Source organism: Moorena sp. SIO4E2 (assembly GCF_010671945.1).
Taxonomy (GTDB): Bacteria; Cyanobacteriota; Cyanobacteriia; order Cyanobacteriales; family Coleofasciculaceae; genus Moorena; species Moorena producens.
Genome location: NZ_JAAHIE010000021.1, coordinates 11,326 through 30,764 on the forward strand (window position 1 = coordinate 11,326; position 19,439 = coordinate 30,764).

15 protein-coding genes are annotated in these 19,439 nt (G+C 44.8%); 1 reads left to right on the forward strand and 14 read right to left on the reverse strand.

All coding sequences use genetic code 11. The features are described 5' to 3' along the window. Nucleotides 1-33: 33 nt before the first annotated feature. The 14 genes from gcvP to F6K37_RS04645 form a co-directional block, all read right to left on the reverse strand. Nucleotides 34-3,003 (reverse strand): aminomethyl-transferring glycine dehydrogenase, encoded by a 2,970-nt coding sequence (gcvP, locus tag F6K37_RS04580; RefSeq protein ID WP_009149788.1) that lies wholly within the window; start codon nucleotides 3,001-3,003, stop codon nucleotides 34-36. A 479-nt stretch (nucleotides 3,004-3,482) separates the two neighbouring features. Continuing rightward, nucleotides 3,483-3,653 carry a hypothetical protein gene (locus F6K37_RS04585; protein WP_287248481.1) on the reverse strand — a complete coding sequence of 57 codons (171 nt, stop codon included), beginning with the start codon at nucleotides 3,651-3,653 and terminating at the stop codon, nucleotides 3,483-3,485. A 3-nt stretch (nucleotides 3,654-3,656) separates the two neighbouring features. Beyond that, on the reverse strand, nucleotides 3,657-4,064 hold the full coding sequence (gene gcvH / locus F6K37_RS04590; RefSeq protein WP_009149787.1) for a glycine cleavage system protein GcvH: 408 nt from the start codon (nucleotides 4,062-4,064) through the stop codon (nucleotides 3,657-3,659). Between the two features lie 330 nt (nucleotides 4,065-4,394). Continuing rightward, nucleotides 4,395-4,598 (reverse strand): hypothetical protein, encoded by a 204-nt coding sequence (locus F6K37_RS04595; protein ID WP_044494522.1) that lies wholly within the window; start codon nucleotides 4,596-4,598, stop codon nucleotides 4,395-4,397. A 451-nt stretch (nucleotides 4,599-5,049) separates the two neighbouring features. After that, a complete protein-coding gene (gene infB / locus F6K37_RS04600; protein ID WP_287248486.1) occupies nucleotides 5,050-8,289 on the reverse strand; it encodes a translation initiation factor IF-2 in 3,240 nt (1,079 codons plus the stop codon). Nucleotides 8,290-8,708: 419 nt separating this feature from the next. Beyond that, complete coding sequence (locus F6K37_RS04605; RefSeq protein ID WP_044492698.1) at nucleotides 8,709-8,984, reverse strand: YlxR family protein; 276 nt, start codon at nucleotides 8,982-8,984, stop codon at nucleotides 8,709-8,711. Nucleotides 8,985-9,490: 506 nt separating this feature from the next. Further along, the gene (gene nusA, locus F6K37_RS04610) at nucleotides 9,491-10,777 is read right to left on the reverse strand and encodes a transcription termination factor NusA (RefSeq protein ID WP_287248488.1); all 1,287 of its coding nucleotides are present in this window, start codon (nucleotides 10,775-10,777) and stop codon (nucleotides 9,491-9,493) included. 170 nt (nucleotides 10,778-10,947) lie between these two features. After that, nucleotides 10,948-11,409, reverse strand: coding sequence for a ribosome maturation factor RimP (rimP, locus tag F6K37_RS04615; RefSeq protein ID WP_008182529.1), 462 nt, complete (start codon nucleotides 11,407-11,409; stop codon nucleotides 10,948-10,950). A gap of 405 nt (nucleotides 11,410-11,814) precedes the next feature. Further along, the gene (locus tag F6K37_RS04620; protein WP_131827260.1) at nucleotides 11,815-11,997 is read right to left on the reverse strand and encodes a hypothetical protein; all 183 of its coding nucleotides are present in this window, start codon (nucleotides 11,995-11,997) and stop codon (nucleotides 11,815-11,817) included. A gap of 642 nt (nucleotides 11,998-12,639) precedes the next feature. Next, nucleotides 12,640-14,154, reverse strand: coding sequence for a hypothetical protein (locus F6K37_RS04625; RefSeq protein WP_008182523.1), 1,515 nt, complete (start codon nucleotides 14,152-14,154; stop codon nucleotides 12,640-12,642). Between the two features lie 304 nt (nucleotides 14,155-14,458). Continuing rightward, nucleotides 14,459-15,805 (reverse strand): glutathione-disulfide reductase, encoded by a 1,347-nt coding sequence (gene gor / locus F6K37_RS04630; protein ID WP_008182520.1) that lies wholly within the window; start codon nucleotides 15,803-15,805, stop codon nucleotides 14,459-14,461. 229 nt (nucleotides 15,806-16,034) lie between these two features. After that, nucleotides 16,035-16,568 (reverse strand): peroxiredoxin, encoded by a 534-nt coding sequence (locus F6K37_RS04635; protein WP_287248494.1) that lies wholly within the window; start codon nucleotides 16,566-16,568, stop codon nucleotides 16,035-16,037. A gap of 129 nt (nucleotides 16,569-16,697) precedes the next feature. Further along, nucleotides 16,698-17,027: a YbjQ family protein gene (locus F6K37_RS04640; RefSeq protein ID WP_044494012.1), complete on the reverse strand. Its 330-nt coding sequence runs from the start codon at nucleotides 17,025-17,027 to the stop codon at nucleotides 16,698-16,700. Between the two features lie 85 nt (nucleotides 17,028-17,112). Then, the gene (locus F6K37_RS04645; protein WP_008186990.1) at nucleotides 17,113-18,504 is read right to left on the reverse strand and encodes an NAD-dependent malic enzyme; all 1,392 of its coding nucleotides are present in this window, start codon (nucleotides 18,502-18,504) and stop codon (nucleotides 17,113-17,115) included. A 187-nt stretch (nucleotides 18,505-18,691) separates the two neighbouring features. On the opposite strand from F6K37_RS04645, the gene F6K37_RS04650 reads away from it, so the two are divergent. Next, complete coding sequence (locus F6K37_RS04650) at nucleotides 18,692-19,426, forward strand: hypothetical protein (protein WP_287248497.1); 735 nt, start codon at nucleotides 18,692-18,694, stop codon at nucleotides 19,424-19,426. Nucleotides 19,427-19,439: the final 13 nt, after the last annotated feature.

A 19,439-nucleotide genomic window follows, 5' to 3' on the forward strand; every position in this document is an offset into this window, starting at 1 on the left:
CACACTCCCCACACTCCCCGCTTGACTCTGGGGTTAGATATATGCCTCCATCCCCTCACAAGAACAAACCAAATTCCTATCCCCAAAGGCATTATCAATGCGCCCTACCACAGGCCAAAACTTGTGTTCCCTTAACCAAGGTGCCGGGTATGCCGCTTCCTCACGGGTATAGGGATGGGACCATTCAATGACCATCAAGGCTTCTGCAGTATGGGGAGCATTCTTCAGCTGATTGTCGGTTTGGTCTACTTGACCCGATTCAATTGCTTCAATTTCCTGGCGGATGGCAATCATGGCATCACAGAAACGGTCGAGTTCCTCCTTCGACTCACTTTCAGTAGGTTCCACCATCATTGTCCCCGCTACAGGCCAGGATACCGTTGGAGCATGGAAACCATAATCCATCAGGCGTTTGGCAATATCATCCACTTCGATGCCCGCAGACTTTTTAAGCGATCGCAAATCCACAATACACTCATGAGCCACTAATCCATTGTTCCCCTTGTACAGAACAGGATAGTAAGGGTCTAACCGCTTAGCCATGTAATTAGCATTAAGAATAGCTACCTTAGTCGCCTCAGTTAACCCCCCACTCCCCATCATGGCAATATACATCCAGGAAATAGGTAGAATGCTGGCACTTCCCCAAGGTGCCGCAGAAATGGCACCAATAGATAAATTTGAAGGTTGAGGCTGTAAGGTTTTGGGCAGGAATGGTACTAAGTGAGGCATCACCCCAATTGGTCCCATACCAGGTCCACCCCCACCGTGGGGAATACAGAAGGTTTTGTGCAGGTTCAAGTGACACACATCTGCCCCAAAGTCCCCCGGACGGCACAGTCCCACTTGGGCATTCATATTCGCCCCATCCATATAAACCTGTCCCCCATGGTTGTGGACAATGGCACAGATCCCTTTAATCTCTTCTTCAAACACACCATGGGTAGAGGGATAAGTCACCATCAGAGCAGCTAGGTTTTGGCTATGGTGCTCGGCCTTATTCCTCAAATCATCTAAATCAATGTTGCCCATCTCATCACAAGCAACAGCCACCACCTTTAAACCAGCCATCACCGCACTGGCGGGATTGGTTCCATGGGCAGAAGTAGGAATTAGACAGATATTGCGATCGCTTTCTCCCCGGTTTTCATGGTACTTACAAATAGTGAGTAATCCTGCATATTCCCCTTGGGAACCAGCATTAGGTTGAAGAGAAATGCCAGCAAAGCCAGTAATTTCTGCTAACCATTCTTCCAGCAGCTGGAATAGAATTTGATATCCCTGAGTTTGGGAGACCGGAGCAAACGGATGAATCTTACCAAATTCCGGCCATGTCACTGGCATCATCTCAGCAGTGGCATTCAGCTTCATGGTACACGAGCCCAGAGGAATCATCGACGTGTTTAGAGCCAAATCCTTACTTTCCAGGCGGTGCAAATAGCGCAGTAACTCCGTTTCTGAGTGATAGCGGTTGAATACTGGGTTGGTTAAGTAGGTACTATGGCGAGCAAACGGTTCATTAAAATCAGCTGCCACCTTACGTGTTACCTCAGCCGCCAACTCTTCCACAGTAAAGAGTAGGGATGCACTGCTTGGTTCCCCTAAACTTGCAAAAATTTCCCACAAGTCTACTAAATCCCTAGCCGTCGTTGTCTCATCCAGGGAAATCCCGATAGTAGTTGAATCAATAATACGTAGATTAATTTGACGTGCTTCAGCTGCTTCGATAATTTCTGACACAGAGCGATCGCTTAATTCTACGCGCAAGGTATCAAAAAACGGTTCTGAGCTAATACTGTAACCTAAGCGTTTCAGTCCCTCCGCTAGGATAACCGTTAATTGATGAATTCTCTCGGCAATACGTTTGATGCCTTGTCGCCCATGATAAACTGCATACATTGAAGCTATCACGGCCAAAAGCACTTGCGCAGTACAAATATTGCTTGTGGCTTTGTCACGACGGATATGTTGTTCACGGGTTTGCAGTGCCAAGCGCAGTGCTGGTTTACCATTAGCATCTTTTGATACACCAACGATACGTCCTGGTACTTGCCGTTTATAAGCTGCCCGAGTAGCAAAATAAGCTGCATGAGGTCCCCCATATCCTAGGGGAACACCGAAGCGCTGGGTGCAACCTATGGCAATATCAGCCCCAAATTCTCCAGGGGGTGTAAGCAGGGCAAGGCTTATAATATCAGCTGCCACAGTTACTAAAGCTTTAGCACCATGAGCCTTATCAATAAATTCCCGATAATCGTATATGGTGCCATCCGTTGCTGGGTACTGAAGCAGAGCTCCAAAAATCTCTTGGTCAAATTCAAAGGTGCGGTGGTCACCAACAATCACCTCAATGCCCAAAGGTCTAGCCCTGGTTTTTACCACTGCGATAGTTTGGGGATGACAGGTTTGGGAAACAAAGAAATGTTTGGCTTTCGTTTTACACAGACCATAGCTCATGCTCATCGCTTCCGCTGCTGCTGTTCCTTCATCCAGCAAGGAAGCATTAGCAATTTCCAGACCAGTCAAGTCTATAATCATAGTCTGGAAGTTGAGTAGTGCTTCGAGTCGTCCCTGAGCAATCTCTGCTTGATAAGGGGTGTAAGCTGTGTACCAACCAGGATTTTCTAGGATATTCCGTTGAATTATAGGTGGGGTAATGCAGTCGGAATATCCCATGCCAATGAAAGACCGGAATACTTGATTCTTAGATGCAATTTCTTTTAGCTGAGCTAGGGCAGCATACTCGCTTTGGGCTGGTGGTAACTGCAGGGGTTGATTAAGCCAAATAGCGGCGGGTACAGTTTGCTCAATCAGGCTGTCTATACTGGATATACCCAGGACGTTGAGCATTTGCTCTATTGAATCTGGATTTGGACCTATGTGTCGATTGACAAAAGCATCGGTAGATGGTAATATTTGCGATGCGGAAAGAATAGGGTCAGATTTCAGCAACGACTGAGTATTTGCTCTATTTTTTTGATCCTGGATATCCAAATTCTGCATAGTAAACCCATTTGTGAATTAAGCAGCGAAGGAGGGGGTCACTTTTGAGGGCTGTGACCCCCTAAGTTGGTAAATCTATAGATACACAAAGCCCGGATGTATAACTAAAGAGATTTAGACCTAAAGCAATTTAGTTCTAAATATACACTATGAAAACCTAGGATACTACAACCTAGAGGTATTGCTAGATTGGTTCTAGATACACAACTTTATACAGCCGGGTTTAGTTATGACAACCCTACTGATCAGATTTTTACCAAAAAATTTGGGTCATTAGCCCCGTCCTTCCAGGACGGCTTTGTGCTAAGATAAAGACATAACAAAAAAATAGTATTCTAGATGAACATGATCTTAAATAAGTAGACAGTGTAAAAAACCTGTTTTGAGATAATCAGGTTGCACAATCAAGTCTAACGATTTGGAAGTCTATGAAAGTCTAAGATCCCTAAGAAAATGTTTATCTTAATATGTTAATTAGTTTAGGTACGGTGGGGCACACCGAAACCTAGGTTATAAACCAAATACGCTTGGGTCGAGGCGACCTCTATTTTTCCTGGCTCCGGCCTGGTTAAATAATTCACCCCATTGTTCGCGCAGCGTGGCCTACGGCCAAGCAAGAATCCCCGTCCTTTCAGGGCGGGGAGTGTCATAGTCTACTCTGCATCGACTTTGGCACGGTACTCCTCAGGAGAAAGGACACCCTCCAGTGGGTTATCAGGGTCATTCAGCCGCACTTTAATTAACCAACCTTCACCATAGGGGTCTTCTGCAATCTGTTCAGGAGCCTCAATCATCTCCTCATTTCGTTCTACCACCGTACCCGATACCGGTGAATATAGATCCGAAACTGCCTTGACAGATTCAATGGTACCAAAGTTTTTGTCATTTTCCTTGTTACCCTTCTCAATGGTGTCGTCAATGTCTGGGAGTTCCAGAAGAACTAAGTCACCCAGTTGGTCAATGGCAAAGGCGGTAATACCAATAGTGGCAATTTCGCCATCAAGCCGGACATATTCGTGGCTATCAAGGTATTTGAGGTCATCAGGATATTCAAAGGCCATGTCAACTCCAAAATCAGCAGCAATGCTAATTATCCTTCCTCATTTGTCTTTCGTCCAGCAGCTCTTTGACCACTGACCGTTGACTATTGACAGGGAACCGTAAGAAGTAGTAATGCACTCATGGTTAACTTATACCTACCTAAATCGTTAAAATACCATTACTAAAATATCACCACTAATTGGCAATCTATGGTATTATTCCTTTTATTCCGTCAAAAGGAATAATTTTAACCAAGACTGGCTATTGCTTTGCCTGTTTATGCCACAAATCACTAATAAATTAAAATCAAAATACATGATGTCAGATCGGAGCTGCTCCGATCTGGAAGTTCAGTAGGCAAGCATTTCTAGAGTTTCTCGTAAGTAACGACGTACGCGGCTATCAAGACTATAGTCCTGAAATTGTTCACCCAAGGGATGTTCCATTTGCCAGCGTTGAAATCCTGAACTAGCTGCTATGGCTTGTTTGAGACTGTCCCAAACTTGAGTGTCGTGATTTAATTGTCCGGATTCGGATTTAACGAAGCTTGCCATATGCACCTTACCAAAATTTAATACAGATGAATCTAGTTGGGTAATGCTTAAGTGGTGACATACTCCCACACTTAATCAAAGATTACAGTGTGGGCTTCTTACCAACTCCACCTAACGGTTTGGATACTCGGTAAGCTTTATTAACGACACGGGATGCCCCTCCGCGCCGGAACAATACAATAATCCGGAACAATACAATAAGTTCTATTTTTTAGGCACGTAGGTGGCGGTTAGCTCTTAATTTATTTTCCCTACTACATCTAGTATAGACGATATTCAATTGTAATTGTTTCCTTATTCCATGCAATAAGAGCGCAAAATTAATCCCACATCTCAATGGGCATTGAGATGTGGGATTAATTTTGCTAGAAGCTAAATAACCTTTAACCTTCAACCTTAAACAAAACAACCTTCCCAGCAAGGGACCCCTGGGTAAGAACACCCCTCAGCCCTACTTCAGGGAGAGAGTCCGTCGCTTGGTTACCATCTGATAGGTTTCAATGATATCTTTTTCCGTCCAGTCGTTGAATTTATCAACACCCATACCACATTCGTAGCCAGCATTGACTTCCTTGACATCATCCTTAACACGCTTGAGGGAATCCAAAACTCCTTCGTAGATAACTTTGCCACCACGCCGCACTCGTAAACGGCAATTGCGCACGGCTTTGCCTGAGAGTACATAGCAACCCGCCACGGCACCACGACCCACTGGGAAGACAGCTCGAACTTCTACTTCACCCAATGGTTCTTCTACCTCTTCTGGCTCTAACAGACCTTCCATCGCACCTTGAACATCATCCAGGAGTTTGTAGATGATGTTGTATTCCCGCACATCTACCCCTTCCTGTTCAGCTGCTGGTCGAGCACCAGGAGCTAAGGTAGTGTTAAAGCCAACAATAACTGCACCACTAGCAGCCGCTAAGTCCACATCCGTTTCGGTGACTTCCCCAGGGGCAGCCAGTAGAACTCGAATTTGCACTTCACTTTGGGGCAGCTGTTCGAGGGATCCCAGAATAGCTTCCACCGAGCCTTGAACGTCTGCCTTCAAAATCAAGTTGAGTTCTTTGAGTTCACCTTCTTGAGCCTGGGCTGATAATTCAGTGAGGGTAACTCGCCGTGATTTCATGCGAGTTTGCAGGCGAGATTGACGTTGCTGTTGAGCTCTTTCACCAGCAACTGCCCGGGCTTCTTTTTCGCTCTCAAAGACTTCAAACTCATCACCAGCAGCTGGAACATCACTCAAGCCAAGGACTTCCACAGCAAACGAGGGAGTCGCTTGTGCGACTCGCTGTCCTCGGTCATCAAGCATGGCTCTGACCTTACCGAAAACTGAACCAACAACCAGGCTATCACCGATCCGCAAAGTACCGTTTTGCACTAAGAAGGTGGCAACAGGACCTCTGGCTTTATCTAGGTGAGCTTCAATCACCGTACCTTTTGCTGGTCGATCCGGATTAGCAGAGAGTTCTTCTAGCTCTGAGACCAATAGAATCATCTCCAGCAGTGAATCCAAGTTTTCCCTTTGGATAGCACTCACTGGTACCATGATCGTTTCACCACCCCATTCTTCTGGAACCAAGCCCCGTTCTGATAATTCTTGCTTAACCCGATCAGGTTGAGATCCGGCTTTATCAATTTTGTTAATAGCAACTACCATGGGAACTTCAGCAGCTCTAGCATGACTAATGGCTTCAAGGGTCTGAGGTTGCACCCCATCATCAGCGGCTACTACTAGCACAGCGATATCAGTTACTTTTGTTCCCCTTGCCCGCATGGCTGTAAAGGCTTCGTGACCGGGGGTGTCTAGGAAGACAACCTGTTGAATTTTATCCTCATGCTCAACATCTACGTGGTATGCGCCAATATGCTGGGTAATTCCACCGGCTTCTCCTTGAGCCACTTTTGCTTCACGAATGGCATCGAGTAGAGTCGTTTTACCGTGGTCAACATGACCCATAATTGTCACCACAGGTGGACGCCGCTCGAGGTTTTCCAGGTCTTGGACATCCAGCATTTCCACCTTAGTCGCAGCAGAGGCTTCTTCTTCCATCTCGACCTTGACTCCCACTTCCTCAGCTACCATTGTGGCAGTAGGAACATCCAAAGTCTGGGTAACACTCACAGCTATGCCTTTGAAGAAGAGCATTTTAACAATGTCAGTTTCTGCAATAGCCAGTTCATTAGCCAGGTCTCTAATGGTGAGTGAGTCTCTCAAAACAATTTGTTCTGGGCGTTTGGGCTGACTTTTCTGTGTACGACGGCGATCGCGATGATCGGACTTGTTGCTACTACTGGTTTTAGCAGGCTTCTTCTTGTGGCTAACACTCGCAGTATTTGCTTGGCTTTGCTGTTTTTGCAGAGACTTTGGTTTGGGAGGACGAGCCAGAGAAAGACTAACTGAAAATGAACCATCGATTTTGTTATCGATTTGATCTGATCCTGTTTCGAGATCATCTTCATCATCCAGAATCATTTTAGGTCGCCGCTTGAGTTTGGCGGATTTAGCCTTCTGGGCTTTGTCTTCGTCTTCTCCATTTTCTGCCTCCCACTCTTTCTTCTTAGCAGGTCGGGGGACAGATGGTCGCCGGAGCTTGACCTCCTTGAGCAGTTCCTCGGATTCATTGACTAAGGTGTTGGTGTCTTGATCAGAGACATCATCTGTCAGACCCGTTGAGTCAGCATCAATTGCTGAATTTTCTTTCTCAAGACCTGGTTTGCTCCTTTTTGGAGGTCGCTGGAGTTCAGGAACGGGTGGTCTTGGTGAACTAGAACGCTTTGGTGGTGATGTTTCCGAGGGCGTTGACTGTTTATTGATAACAGGGGATTTGTTAGGAGTTGGACTCTTTACTGACTTTGAACCGGAAGAACCCTTTTGGTTTGATTTTATCGGTCGCTCAACCTTAGCAGGCTGAGTTTTTGGTTGTGATACTCTTACCGGGGGTCCAGTTAATTTGGGTTTTTGTGTACTCTCCTGTGAAATGTTCTGGACTGGTTTAGTGGCTAGTTCTGGTTTAGCGGCTGGTTCTGGTTTAGCGGCTAGTTCTGGTTTAGCGGCTAGTTCTGGTTTAGCGGCTGGTTCTGGTTTAGCGGCTGGTTCTGGTTTAGCGGCTAGTTCTGGTTTAGCGGCTAGTTCTGGTTTAGCGGCTAGTTCTGATTTAGCGGCTGGTTCTGGTTTAGCGGCTAGTTCTGGTTTAGCGGCTAGTTCTGATTTAGCGGCTGGTTCTGGTTTAGTATCCTGCTTAATCTTGGTCTCCTGTTCAGTGACCTGCTTAGGTCGATTGAGAGTGCTAGGCTGACGTGGGGGTATAGCAGTCGGCTTGATGGGAGGTTGGGGTGGGATTGCCATTTGATTACTTCTCTGGCTAGAAGTATTGCCAGAACTGCGTTTGTGCTTACGAAGCTCCACAATTTGCTGCTTCCGCTCCCCTTTGGGACGTCGAACTAATTTACCAGAGCTTAACTTAGAACCTTTATTTGCCGATGACTCACCTTCGCTATTGCTTACAGCTGCTAGTTGGTCAGAATATTTTTCGGCTGTCGTGCGAATCCGTTGGGCATCCGATTCTGTAATCGTGCTACTGTGACTTTTAACTGCAATATTGAGTCCTTCACAGATGCTCAAAATTTCCTTGTTGTCCAAATTCAATTCCCGTGATAATTCGTAAATTCTGACTTTGCCGCTGTTCATGCACTATTCCCCTGTCGTACCTACTTGTTGTTAAACCATACTCAACTACTCGAATGACTTTTTACTTGATCAAGCTTTATTGGAAAGCTTAAACGATAAGATAAGCGATGCTCAACAGATAATCAACCATCCATGCTTTTTCGTTGGTGTGTTCACCTCAACGGTAGTTTGATAAGTTTATCTATTATCGCGTGCTTCTTTCCTGTGAAAAAAGCCAAGCAGCATTCAACATTGACGGTTCGGTTAAACCGCCTAATCAGCGCGTATGCCTTTAAAGGTAGCTAGCGTATAATCAAAGTAAATTCACCTCCTTAAGAAACCAGAGCATCAATAGAACTAATGACTTCCTTTCTATCCTAACGATTACTTATGTTCGCCGGACGAACATACATGGAAGCTTTTTCGGCTAGATTCACCCTTTAATTACCTAAATTGGGTTTGGTTGGCATGGTAGCTAAACGCTGCCATAAAGTTTCGTACAGATTTTTTGGCACCGATGCACGCAGTGATCGCCCCAGTCGGTTTTTCTTTTGAGCCGCCGCTAGGCAACTCAGTTGAGGACATAAGTAAGCCGAACGACCCATACCCTGATCTAATTGTACCTTTCGTGACGGATAGACTCGGACAATACGCCAAAACTCCTGTTTTGGTGCTACTTTCCGGCAGCTAAGACAACGTCGATAGTTGGGTTTCATACGGGTTTTCGGTTTGGAAAATATCAAAAGTCCTCCTTCTTTAAAGGGTACGGTAGATGGAGGCTTGTAGGGCGTTTGCGATTGGGCAAACACCCTGTTTACGTGATTGACTTACCCAAATGAAACCAAAAATCAATGCCAGAGGGCGGTAAAAAGGGTGTGGGCTAACCGGTGGTGTGAAACCGGTGCTGTGAGCAGAAGATGAAAAACTATAGTAGAGATAGTCACACCCTTGAGAGAAGGAGGAATAACACAAGAAGAAAATCACCACACCCACCGGGAGTAAGGGGTAGAATGGGATAGGGGGTAGAGTAACCCAGCAGAAGTGGAAGGATTGAATAAGTCATTGGTTTGGAAGAAAACTGTCAAAGAATTCTTGACCACAGCCGAGACCCTGCACCCCACTACCATTCTAAACCGACAAGCTTAGGGGTATCATTTTATACCATTCCCATTCTCAACCTTGGCCAAACTTTCCTCACCTCAGGGTTAACCCCTAAAATTACTTATTCTTCTTGAGTACTCAAATCAAGCACTGGCTCAGCATCAAGCACATTTTCTGGTGTTTCTACTCCTTCTTGGTAATCTTCCTGTAACTCACTGCTATCGACATCATCTTCTTCTAGGGTCTCCTGTTTAGAAATGTCTGTAGTGTCTTTTTTGTATTCCGCAGCATCTTTAATGTCAATCTTCCAACCCGTAAGGCGGGCAGCAAGGCGAACATTTTGTCCTTCTTTGCCTATAGCTAAACTCAGCTGGTCTTCTGCTACTAAAACATGAGCTTGACGTTCTTCTGGATTGACTAGTAGCACCTGATCAACTTGGGCTGGGCTAAGAGCGTTAGCAATATAGGTAGATGGGTCAGGAGACCAACGAATTACGTCGATTTTCTCACCTCGTAATTCATTCACCACAACTTGAATGCGGGAACCTCTAGCACCAATGCAAGCTCCCACCGGATCAACATCTCGCTCCAGGGTATCTACAGCAATTTTAGTCCTTGGTCCGACATGACGAGAAGGAGGATTAGCTTCCCGTGCTACTGCAACAATCCTTACCACCTCATCGTCTATTTCTGGGACTTCGTTGCTAAACAGATCGACCACTAATCCAGCCGCCGCTCTGGATACCACCAGCTGAGGACCACGGTGAGGGCCTTCCCGGACTTTTTTGAGATAAACCTTAAAGGTGGAGTTAATCCGATAGTTATCATTGGGTAGCTGTTCCCGTTTGGGCAGTTCGGCTTCTACCTCTGGCCGACCAAAACCACTGCTGAGCGCCATAATCACAGACTGCTGCTCAAACCGTAGCGATCGAGATTGCAGAACGGTTCCTTCTAGGTCTTGAAACTCTTCCTTAATCAGCTTACGCTGCTGGTCTCGGAGTTTTTGAGAGAGCACCTGTTTGGTTTGAATCGCTGCCATGCGACCAAACTCTCCTTGGTCTGGAGTCACATCCAAAACCACTGAGTCTCCCAATTGTGCTTCAGAGGCAACTTCCTGGACTTCTTTGAGAGAAATTTGATGGTCACTATTTTGTACCTGTTCGACAATGGTTTTGGTAGACAAAACGCGGAAGCCTTCTTCTTCAATATCAAGATCGACTTCAAAGTTGTCAAAATATTCTTCGTCAAAATGAAATCGTTGGTCTAGCCGTTGAGAACGGCGATAGCGCTCATACCCTTTTAGCAGTGCTTCTCTTAATGCCTGTTGAACTGCAGACCTAGGTAAATTGTGGCTTTGACTAATTTCTTCTATCATTGCCTTAAGTCCAGGCAAACTAACTATTGACATCAGCAAATCTCCGTCTTAAATCTATCCATGGCAATTGTCTTGGGATTTAAAGTAAATCAAGTTCAACTTCAATCCTGAGCCTTGAAGCTTGTACGGGAGAAGCACTTGTAGATCATAGTCAAGCCATTGTCTTTACAAGTACTGCACGCCTACCAACCTTCAAGCAAAATTTAACCCCCATCATCGAGTTTTACTCTGGACACGAGCTGACGGGGAATGGCAAACGCACGACCCTTGAGATTGAGATAAACTCCGCTCTCATCCCGGCGAATTAACTGCCCACGCCACTCTTGCTGCCCCTGATAGGGTTCAAATGTCTGAACAATCACACCAAACCCTTTGAAAGAAATGAATTCTCGGTCTGTGGTTAAGTCCTGTGTGATCCCAGGACTGGAAATTTCCAAAACGTAGGTGTCTAAAATGATTTCCTTAGCATCTAACTGAGCTTCTAAAGCACGACTCATGCGTTCACAGTCATCCAAGCTAGTGTCACGGATGGGGTTGCGGATATAGACACGCAGCACGGGTGGGCGTCTGTTGGTCTGGAAGAGAGCCTCTACAATCTCTAATCCTAAATCTTGAGCCAATGGCGTTGCCAAATCGATTAGTTGTGGAATCAGGGGATGAGTCATGGCACCAATCCAATAAAAAAAGTGGGGTCAACCCACTTCATGGCAAAATCTTTTCCAAGAAGTCTAACCGCCCAAAAGCTTCTGCACATCTAGTTAGCACAAGCCCAATCTCTAGTTACTGGTCTTGAGCTATTGGTCACAAGGTCATGGGCTCGAAGACTCTAAACCCTAGGACAAACCGGAAACTTCCCGCAGAATCATTGATTAGGAGTTACCAGCTTGCCGTTGCTATGTTTGAGTGTGACAGCTCCCACACTGACTCGTTGAGTTCAGTGTAGGCAACAAGCGCCAATCCAGCTATTGCTTTCGGCAAAGCCGACGCTACGCGAAGGTCGCCGCTGGGCTTTAAGAACGGACTGCCCTCTCTTGATGCAAAGCGCGAGTGGGGGAAACCACGCCAGTTGCTCATGGTGGGAACCCCCAAGACCGCACTGGCTCCCCAAGACCGCTTAGGTGCCCTTGACCTAGGCGAATTAAATTCGCCACGGGTCGCACCTCGGCATCGCTGCCGCTCTGTTTTCTTGGTCTTTTTTTTAAAACTGTTGTGCTGACAAACCAGCATTTTTGGCTTTGTTTATCAGTACCCATATTATAGCAATTCCATGCATACCCTGTGCAAAATTAATCCCACACTCATGGCGTAGCATTGAGATGTGGGGCTTCTTTTGCCGGAAGCTAACGCAATTAGCAGCTCAAATGCTTGCCTGATCAAAACTTGAACATGGGGAGTGTTGACGTCTAATCCCTGCTTGGTGTCTGGTGCGTCGGCACTTTCCCACTCCAGAGCCTTAACCTCAGAGCAAGCTGACCCTAGAAGTCAACTTGGTTTTTGTTGACCCATAAGTATTTTAGCTTATGGGCATTATTCGGTCAAACTGTATGATGATCTCTGACTATTTACAATAATTAAAAAAAATGTTTATTTTTTGAATTTCTATATTTTTTGGCTCTACCGAAATTGCTATCTAAAACTTTTAATAAATAATTATTATAATCCTTATGGGGCTGGAGTTTTATTTGTTGATATAATTTTTTTAAAAAAATACTGCCCAATCATCTTTAATGGTAAATAAGCGCGTTTTTATGCATACTAGGTTCGGTAGAGCATATTTTTTTATTTTTAATTATCCATTTAATGGTTTTACTGTCAAGCAAAATAGTTGATAGATCCGCATAGAATTTAAAAAAAATAATTATTGGACTAATATTAACTTGATTTTAATACTGTTATTACTGAAATCTTTGACGAATTGCTCTGGTTTCATCTAAGATTTTATCTAAGTCTTCTTCAGATAAGCGCCGGACATAATTTATTTTGAATTCCTCTAACCAAGCTGTGATCAAATACTGAATATCCTGTAATCTATCCTTGGTCTTAATTTCTGCCCCTAAGGCTTCCCTTAAATTTTTCAGTAGGTGTTGCAGGAGTTCGTCGGCAACTGGGTCTTCTTGTATGAGAGTATTAATCCCATCATAGAGTGCCTGAAAAATGTTTTTCACCAATTCCTCTGTTAGTTGCTTCTGGAATTGTCCCAGTCCTGGTACATTCTGAAGTCCCTGATAAAGTGTGGACTGTTTAAGCCCCATGTCCACATAGTGTTTCATGAGAGCCTCTAGATCAGGACGAATTTTGGGTAAGACTTGATCAACCGTCATCTTTACCATGATGGTGGTGAGTTCTGACACTTCATCAATGTCATTAAGGTCAATGTAGGGGCGGACTTCCTGTTGAGACAACCATTTGGTAATTTCACCCCGGCTAATGGAGCCCTGAACTTCGTTAATAACTTGAATGACGACCACTTCTGTCATCTCTTGAGCAATACTGGCAACAAATCCGGAGCGGATTTCTCTGCTAATGGCACTCAGGTCTATTAATTTAGCTTGACCTAAGCGAATGGTAACAGGAATAATTCGTAACCACCGCCATAAGGGTATTAGTAAAAATATGTCATACCAGCGCCACAGCATGGCATCTTGCCACTTGAGTCCAGAATGACGGCGACTGATCAACCAGGTACGAGCCAAAAACTCGGTACTAAATAAAATAAAAAATGGGAAGTCAATCAGTCCGAATAGGTCTATAAATTCGCCATTTTCTCCAATTGGACGGTAATAGTTAGTTTCTATTAAGGGTTTAATCTCGGTGTTAAAAAATACCAAACCTTCCTCTTGACTATGACTTGCTAAGTACTTTTGAGTCCAGAACTGCATAAATGACTCTTTTGCTGAATCCTCAGGATTTGGTATCTGCTTACGCATCTTATTTTTAATCTTTTCCAAGTTTCCGGTTTTATTGGCTACTTGAAAAGGATTGGTGCCAATCATTTCTGAGCTAAGTTCGCGCAGCTCCTTGAGTTTTTTTTCTACTTCTATAGATTCTTCTATAGAAGATAATCCTATCTTGTTAATCTGGTTTTCCAGTTGATCAACTTTGTCCAAATATTTTTTGGTATCTCGGTTGTCTTCAATACCTTTAACTGGGTCGTAGAGCGGAGTGATATCAGGAATGGGAATCGAGACGGGAAAGCCTTTGGATTTGAGCGGACCAATGGTAAAGCTAAATACCTGAATTTTCTGATTTAGCCAGAAATCCCTTAAGGGGATATAGCTGAGGTCAAACAACACCAACAGCAGATTAATCAAGGCGATGATCGCCATTAATCTTTCAAACCAAAGAATGCGGCGAGTTTGAGCTTTATTAGGTATTTTGACGAATTTTTCTAATTTTTGTAAAGATGACATCGGGAAACTTGGGCTTTATACCACTAGATGGTGATGTTTAACTCAGATGCATTGAGTTTCTTGGCGCAGCCATTCCTTCCTGATAATACAGTTCTAGCGGCTTTTTTAGGATTTATTCTGATTCAGTAGTGTTGATCTTGAGAACTTAAAGTATTTAAGCACTTAGTAACAATACCGGGTTTGCAGCATTCGTGAATTGAATTGCTATAAATTTTCACATCTGATTTTAAAGCGCTATAGTACGAAACTAGGGCGTGTGTTCACGCCCTAGTTACAACTGTATTTAAAAAACTTTTTGAGTCCCTTAGCGCATTGTGACAAACTCTTCTGCAGAACTGGGATGAATTCCAACAGTAGCATCAAAGTTAGCTTTGGTAGCTCCGGTTTTCAATGCGATCGCAATTCCTTGAATAATCTCTGCTGCATGGTCTCCTACCATATGAGCACCCAAGACTTTGTCAGTGTTTTGGTCAACCACTAACTTCATCAGGGTTTTTTCATCCCGACCGGGTAGGGTGTAGTACATCGGTCTGAACCGAGAACGATAGACTTTTACCGCATCCCCATATTTATCTCGTGCTTCGGCCTCACTTAGACCAACAGTAGCTGCTTCGGGTGTGGTAAAAATTGCGGTTGGAACATTCTCGTAGCTCATGATCCGGGATTTGCCACCAAATACGGTATCGGCAAAGGCACGACCTTCATTAATCGCAACAGGAGTTAAGTTCATGCGGTTAGTACAATCCCCTACGGCAAAGATATGATCTTCTGTGGTAAGACTGTACTTATCGACTGCGATCGCACCATTTTCAATTGCTACTCCAGTATTCTCTAAACCTAGATTCTGGATATTGGGTATACGACCTGTAGCAGCTAAACTGACAGCATCAGCAATTATACTTGTTTGTGATTCTCCTTGTACCGTTACATTCAGACCAGCTGATGTCTTTTCAATAGCGATGATCCTACTGTTATTTAGCACCCGGATCCCATGCTTCTCCATGGCTTGTTGAATCTCAGAACCGATTTCAGCATCAAATCCCCGTAAAATCTGATCACGACGAATAACCACTGTCACTTCAGAGCCTAAACCATTGAGAATACAGGCAAACTCGACACCAATATAGCCACCCCCAAGAATCACGATCCGCTTCGGTTGTTCCTTGAGGTGGAAAATATCATCAGAGGTAATCGCGTGTTCAATGCCAGGAATATCGGGCTTGACCGGATGTGCTCCCACTGCAATCAAGATTTTGTGTGCAGTTACTTTGCGTCCGCCAATGTCTATGGTGTGGGAATCCGCGAACTTAGCATAACCCTGAAACAGTTCCACTTTGGACTTATCCAACATACGTTGGTAAATGCTATTGAGGCGTTCTGTTTCCTGATTGACTGCTGTGATCATTGTTGTCCAGTCGAGGGTACTGTGTACCTTACTCCAGCCATATCCCTGTGCCTCTTCAAATTGATCAGGAAAATGGGAGGCATAAACCATCAGCTTCTTAGGAATGCAGCCACGATTTACGCAAGTTCCACCTAAACGGTCAAATTCTGCAATGCCTACTTTTGCCCCATATTCTGCGGCTCGTCTAGCTGTAGCAATTCCTCCGGAACCTGCACCAATAACGAATAAATCAAAATCGTAGCTCATGACTCTCCCAAACTTCTGAATTACTATTCGGTTGAAAGATTACTGATTCTTGGTATATAAAAGCAATAGCTGTCGGAGGGAAAATTTTACTGATCGCCCAAGGTAATTATTGTTGTATCACTCTCAAGTCAATCCACGATGATCAGGACTTACACACCAAACTGAAAACAGTAGAGGCATTGCCGGTAACGCCTCTACTGATAAAGCTTTAAGTAAGGTCGGAGGGATGTTACTTTTTAGCTGACTTCAAGTATGCCAGCATTGTATCTGCATCTGAGACCTCGAAGGGATCGGTAGGGCAGTTATCTGCATAGCCTGGTTCTACAAACATTTTTTCAATCTTGCCGTCATCTACCACCATAGAGTAGCGCCAAGAACGCATACCAAAACCGAGATTATCTTTTTCTACCAACATCCCCATTTTGCGGGTGAATTCCCCATTACCATCGGGTAGCAAGAAGATATTCTGAACCCCTTGCTGTTTGCCCCACTGGAACATCACGAAGGCATCGTTGACCGATAAGCAGATCACTTGATCAACCCCTTGTGCTTTGATCTCATCATAGAGTTCTTCATAGCGGGGTAAGTGGGTTGATGAACAGGTGGGTGTGAAGGCACCAGGAAGGGAAAATAGCACGATACGCTTACCGCCAAAAATTTCCTGTGTAGTCCGGTCTTGCCAGCGGAAGGGATTGGGTCCAGGAACTGACTCATCTCTGACTCTGGTCTTAAATACTACGTCGGGTACTTGATTGATAACCATCTTGTCTTACTCATTCCTTTATGATTGTTACTATTTAATCGTAGTCGTAACGAGTATGAGTTGTCAAGGAAATTTAGCAGATTTAGTTAAACAACAGTTGACGGGTACCCGTCAACTGTCAAGCAACCCTTAATTCCTTAATTTGATGGCTGTGCCAGTGGCGGTAATGAGTAGCAGCACCCCCTTTTCATCAACGTTAATTGTTCCAGTATCCATACCAATGCCAATCACAGCATCTGCTCCTAGTTGTGAGGCACGTTGTTTCAATTCTTGGAGGGCTTCTTGGTGTCCTCTTTCAAAGACTTTTTCATAACTGCCAGTACGTCCCCCAATTAAATCTCGAATACCGGCAAAGAAATCCCGCAGTGCATTGGTGCCGTAAACCACCTCAGCAGTGACAATGCCCAAATACTCTTCAACAATCGCACCTTGAATAACATCAGTAGTGGTTACAATCATCAGTCCTGCCTCAAAAAATGGATCAAATGCCACCAGAATAGCTAATTTCTACGGCTAAATCATGGAATTATCTAAATATAATTACTTAATGGCATGCTACACCATCCTGACGTGCTGCCCTTTGCACCGCCGCAGCAACCGCAGGAGCAACTCGCTCATCAAATACTGAAGGAATGATATGTTCTCGATCTAAATCACTGGGATTAATCAGGGATGCGATCGCAAAAGCTGCTTCGAGACACATATTCACGGTAATGGTTGACGCCCGACAATCTATAGCGCCACGAAAAACCCCTGGAAAAGCCAGAACATTATTAATCTGATTCGGATAGTCACTACGACCTGTAGCCATTACTGCTACATCATCTACTACCAATTCTGGCTGAATTTCCGGGATAGGATTAGCCATAGCCATGACAATGGGCTTGTTTGCCATCGACCTGACCATGTCTGGGGTGAGAACCCCAGGTACACTCACCCCAATAAACACATCAGCATTGCCAATGGCACCAGCCAGAGTACCCGAAGCATCCACAGCAAATTCTTGCTTTTGCTCAGTCAAGTTAGGGCGTTTAGTGGAAATAATGCCTTGGGAGTCGCATATCCAAATTACACCTGCACCAGCTTTACGGAGTAACCGGGCAATTGCCATACCGGCAGCGCCCGCTCCATTAATAACAATTCTTACCTCTTCTAGGGATTTCTTGACTAGCTTGAGGGCATTGGTCAAGGCAGCAAGGGTGACAATAGCGGTACCATTCTGGTCATCGTGAAAGACTGGAATATCTAACTCCTGCCGCAGTCTGGCTTCAATATCAAAGCAACGGGGAGCACTGATATCTTCTAAGTTAATACCACCAAAAACCGGCGCGATAGTTTTAACGGTTTCTACGATCTGATCCGTATCTTGGGTAGCTAGGCAGATAGGAAAAGCATCAATACCAGCAAACTCTTTGAACAGCATTGCTTTACCTTCCATCACTGGCAAAGCGGCTTCTGGCCCTAAGTTACCCAACCCCAACACTGCACTGCCATCGGTGACCACAGCAACCATGTTGCTTTTAATGGTAAGGGAGTAGACCTGTTGTGGGTCAGATGCGATCGCTTTACAAATCCGACCCACACCAGGAGTGTAAGCCATAGCCAATTCAGATTGATGCTTAAGGGGGATTTTGCTGTTTACACTGATTTTGCCACCACGATGGAGGTTGAAGGTACGGTCATAGACATTTAGGATTTGGACATCGGGCACTTCCTTAACCGCTTGTACAATCTGTTCAGCCTGTTCAGTGCTAGCTGCATCTACGGTAATCTCGCGAGTAGCAATTTTCCGAGTTTTCTCCACCACCATAATTTCTCCCAAGTGACCGCCAACAGACGCGATCGCTTGAGTTACGCTGGCTAACATCCCGGCACGGTTGGGGTATGTTAAGCAAATAGTCAAACTGAAACTAGGATTTGGGGTCAGGTCTACCATGCTGTATGATCTGGGATTCTAGAAATATCTTGGCGCAAGCTGATTTCCTGCTATTTCAATCTAGACTAAACTAGACTTTAGTTCATAGTTGATCGCAAGCATGGGATAGGAATAATTTAGGGACCTCCAAAAAATCAACTATGCCATCCCTAGTAATGATAATCATTTAAGATGGAAAAACTGTCAATTGATTATTAATAAACCACTACTGACTGCAAGCTTTCTTGCCATCGGTGCTATTCTGGCAACGATTGCCAGTTTCGTTTTCGGCGTGCCCTGGCTGGTGCCAATTTTAGGAGCAGCAGTACCCTATCCGATCTTTTTGTTTCACGTTCGTCACCGTCAATACATGAGGGCCCTAGGGTGGATGCTGCTTTGGGCATTGTTTCAAAGTCTTGCGGTTGGGATTGGAACCGCATTGGCTCCAGAAACCGCAGCTCAGGTAATCCTAAATGGCTCTGACTACATCGAAGAGCAGCTTCTTTGGATTCGTACAGGAGAAGGAACAGAAGGATCCCTACGTTTGTTTCTGCCAGATCATGTCCAACAGTACACAGTTTTTTGCTTTCTATCCCTAGTGACTTTTGGAAGTGCAGCGCTAGTGCTGGGAACTTACTTGCTCAATTACATGAATTTCTACGTAGCACAGCTAGTACAGATCAGTGTCAATCCGTGGCTAGCTGCCCTAGTGGGATGGCCGCCCTGGTCTGTGCTGCGAGTGGTGGGATTTATCTGTACCGGAGTGGCTCTAACTGCTTTGGGACTTAATCTCGTTGCTAAAATCACCAGATCAAATTCCCAGCATCCCTTTCCTCAACGCTATCTCCTGATTGGTATTGGCTTTGTGGTTGCAGATATAATAGTCAAGGCAACTCTAGCACCGATTTGGCAGCAGCTTCTATCGTTTGCTCTTCTGGGCTAAGGTGACCCAGGAG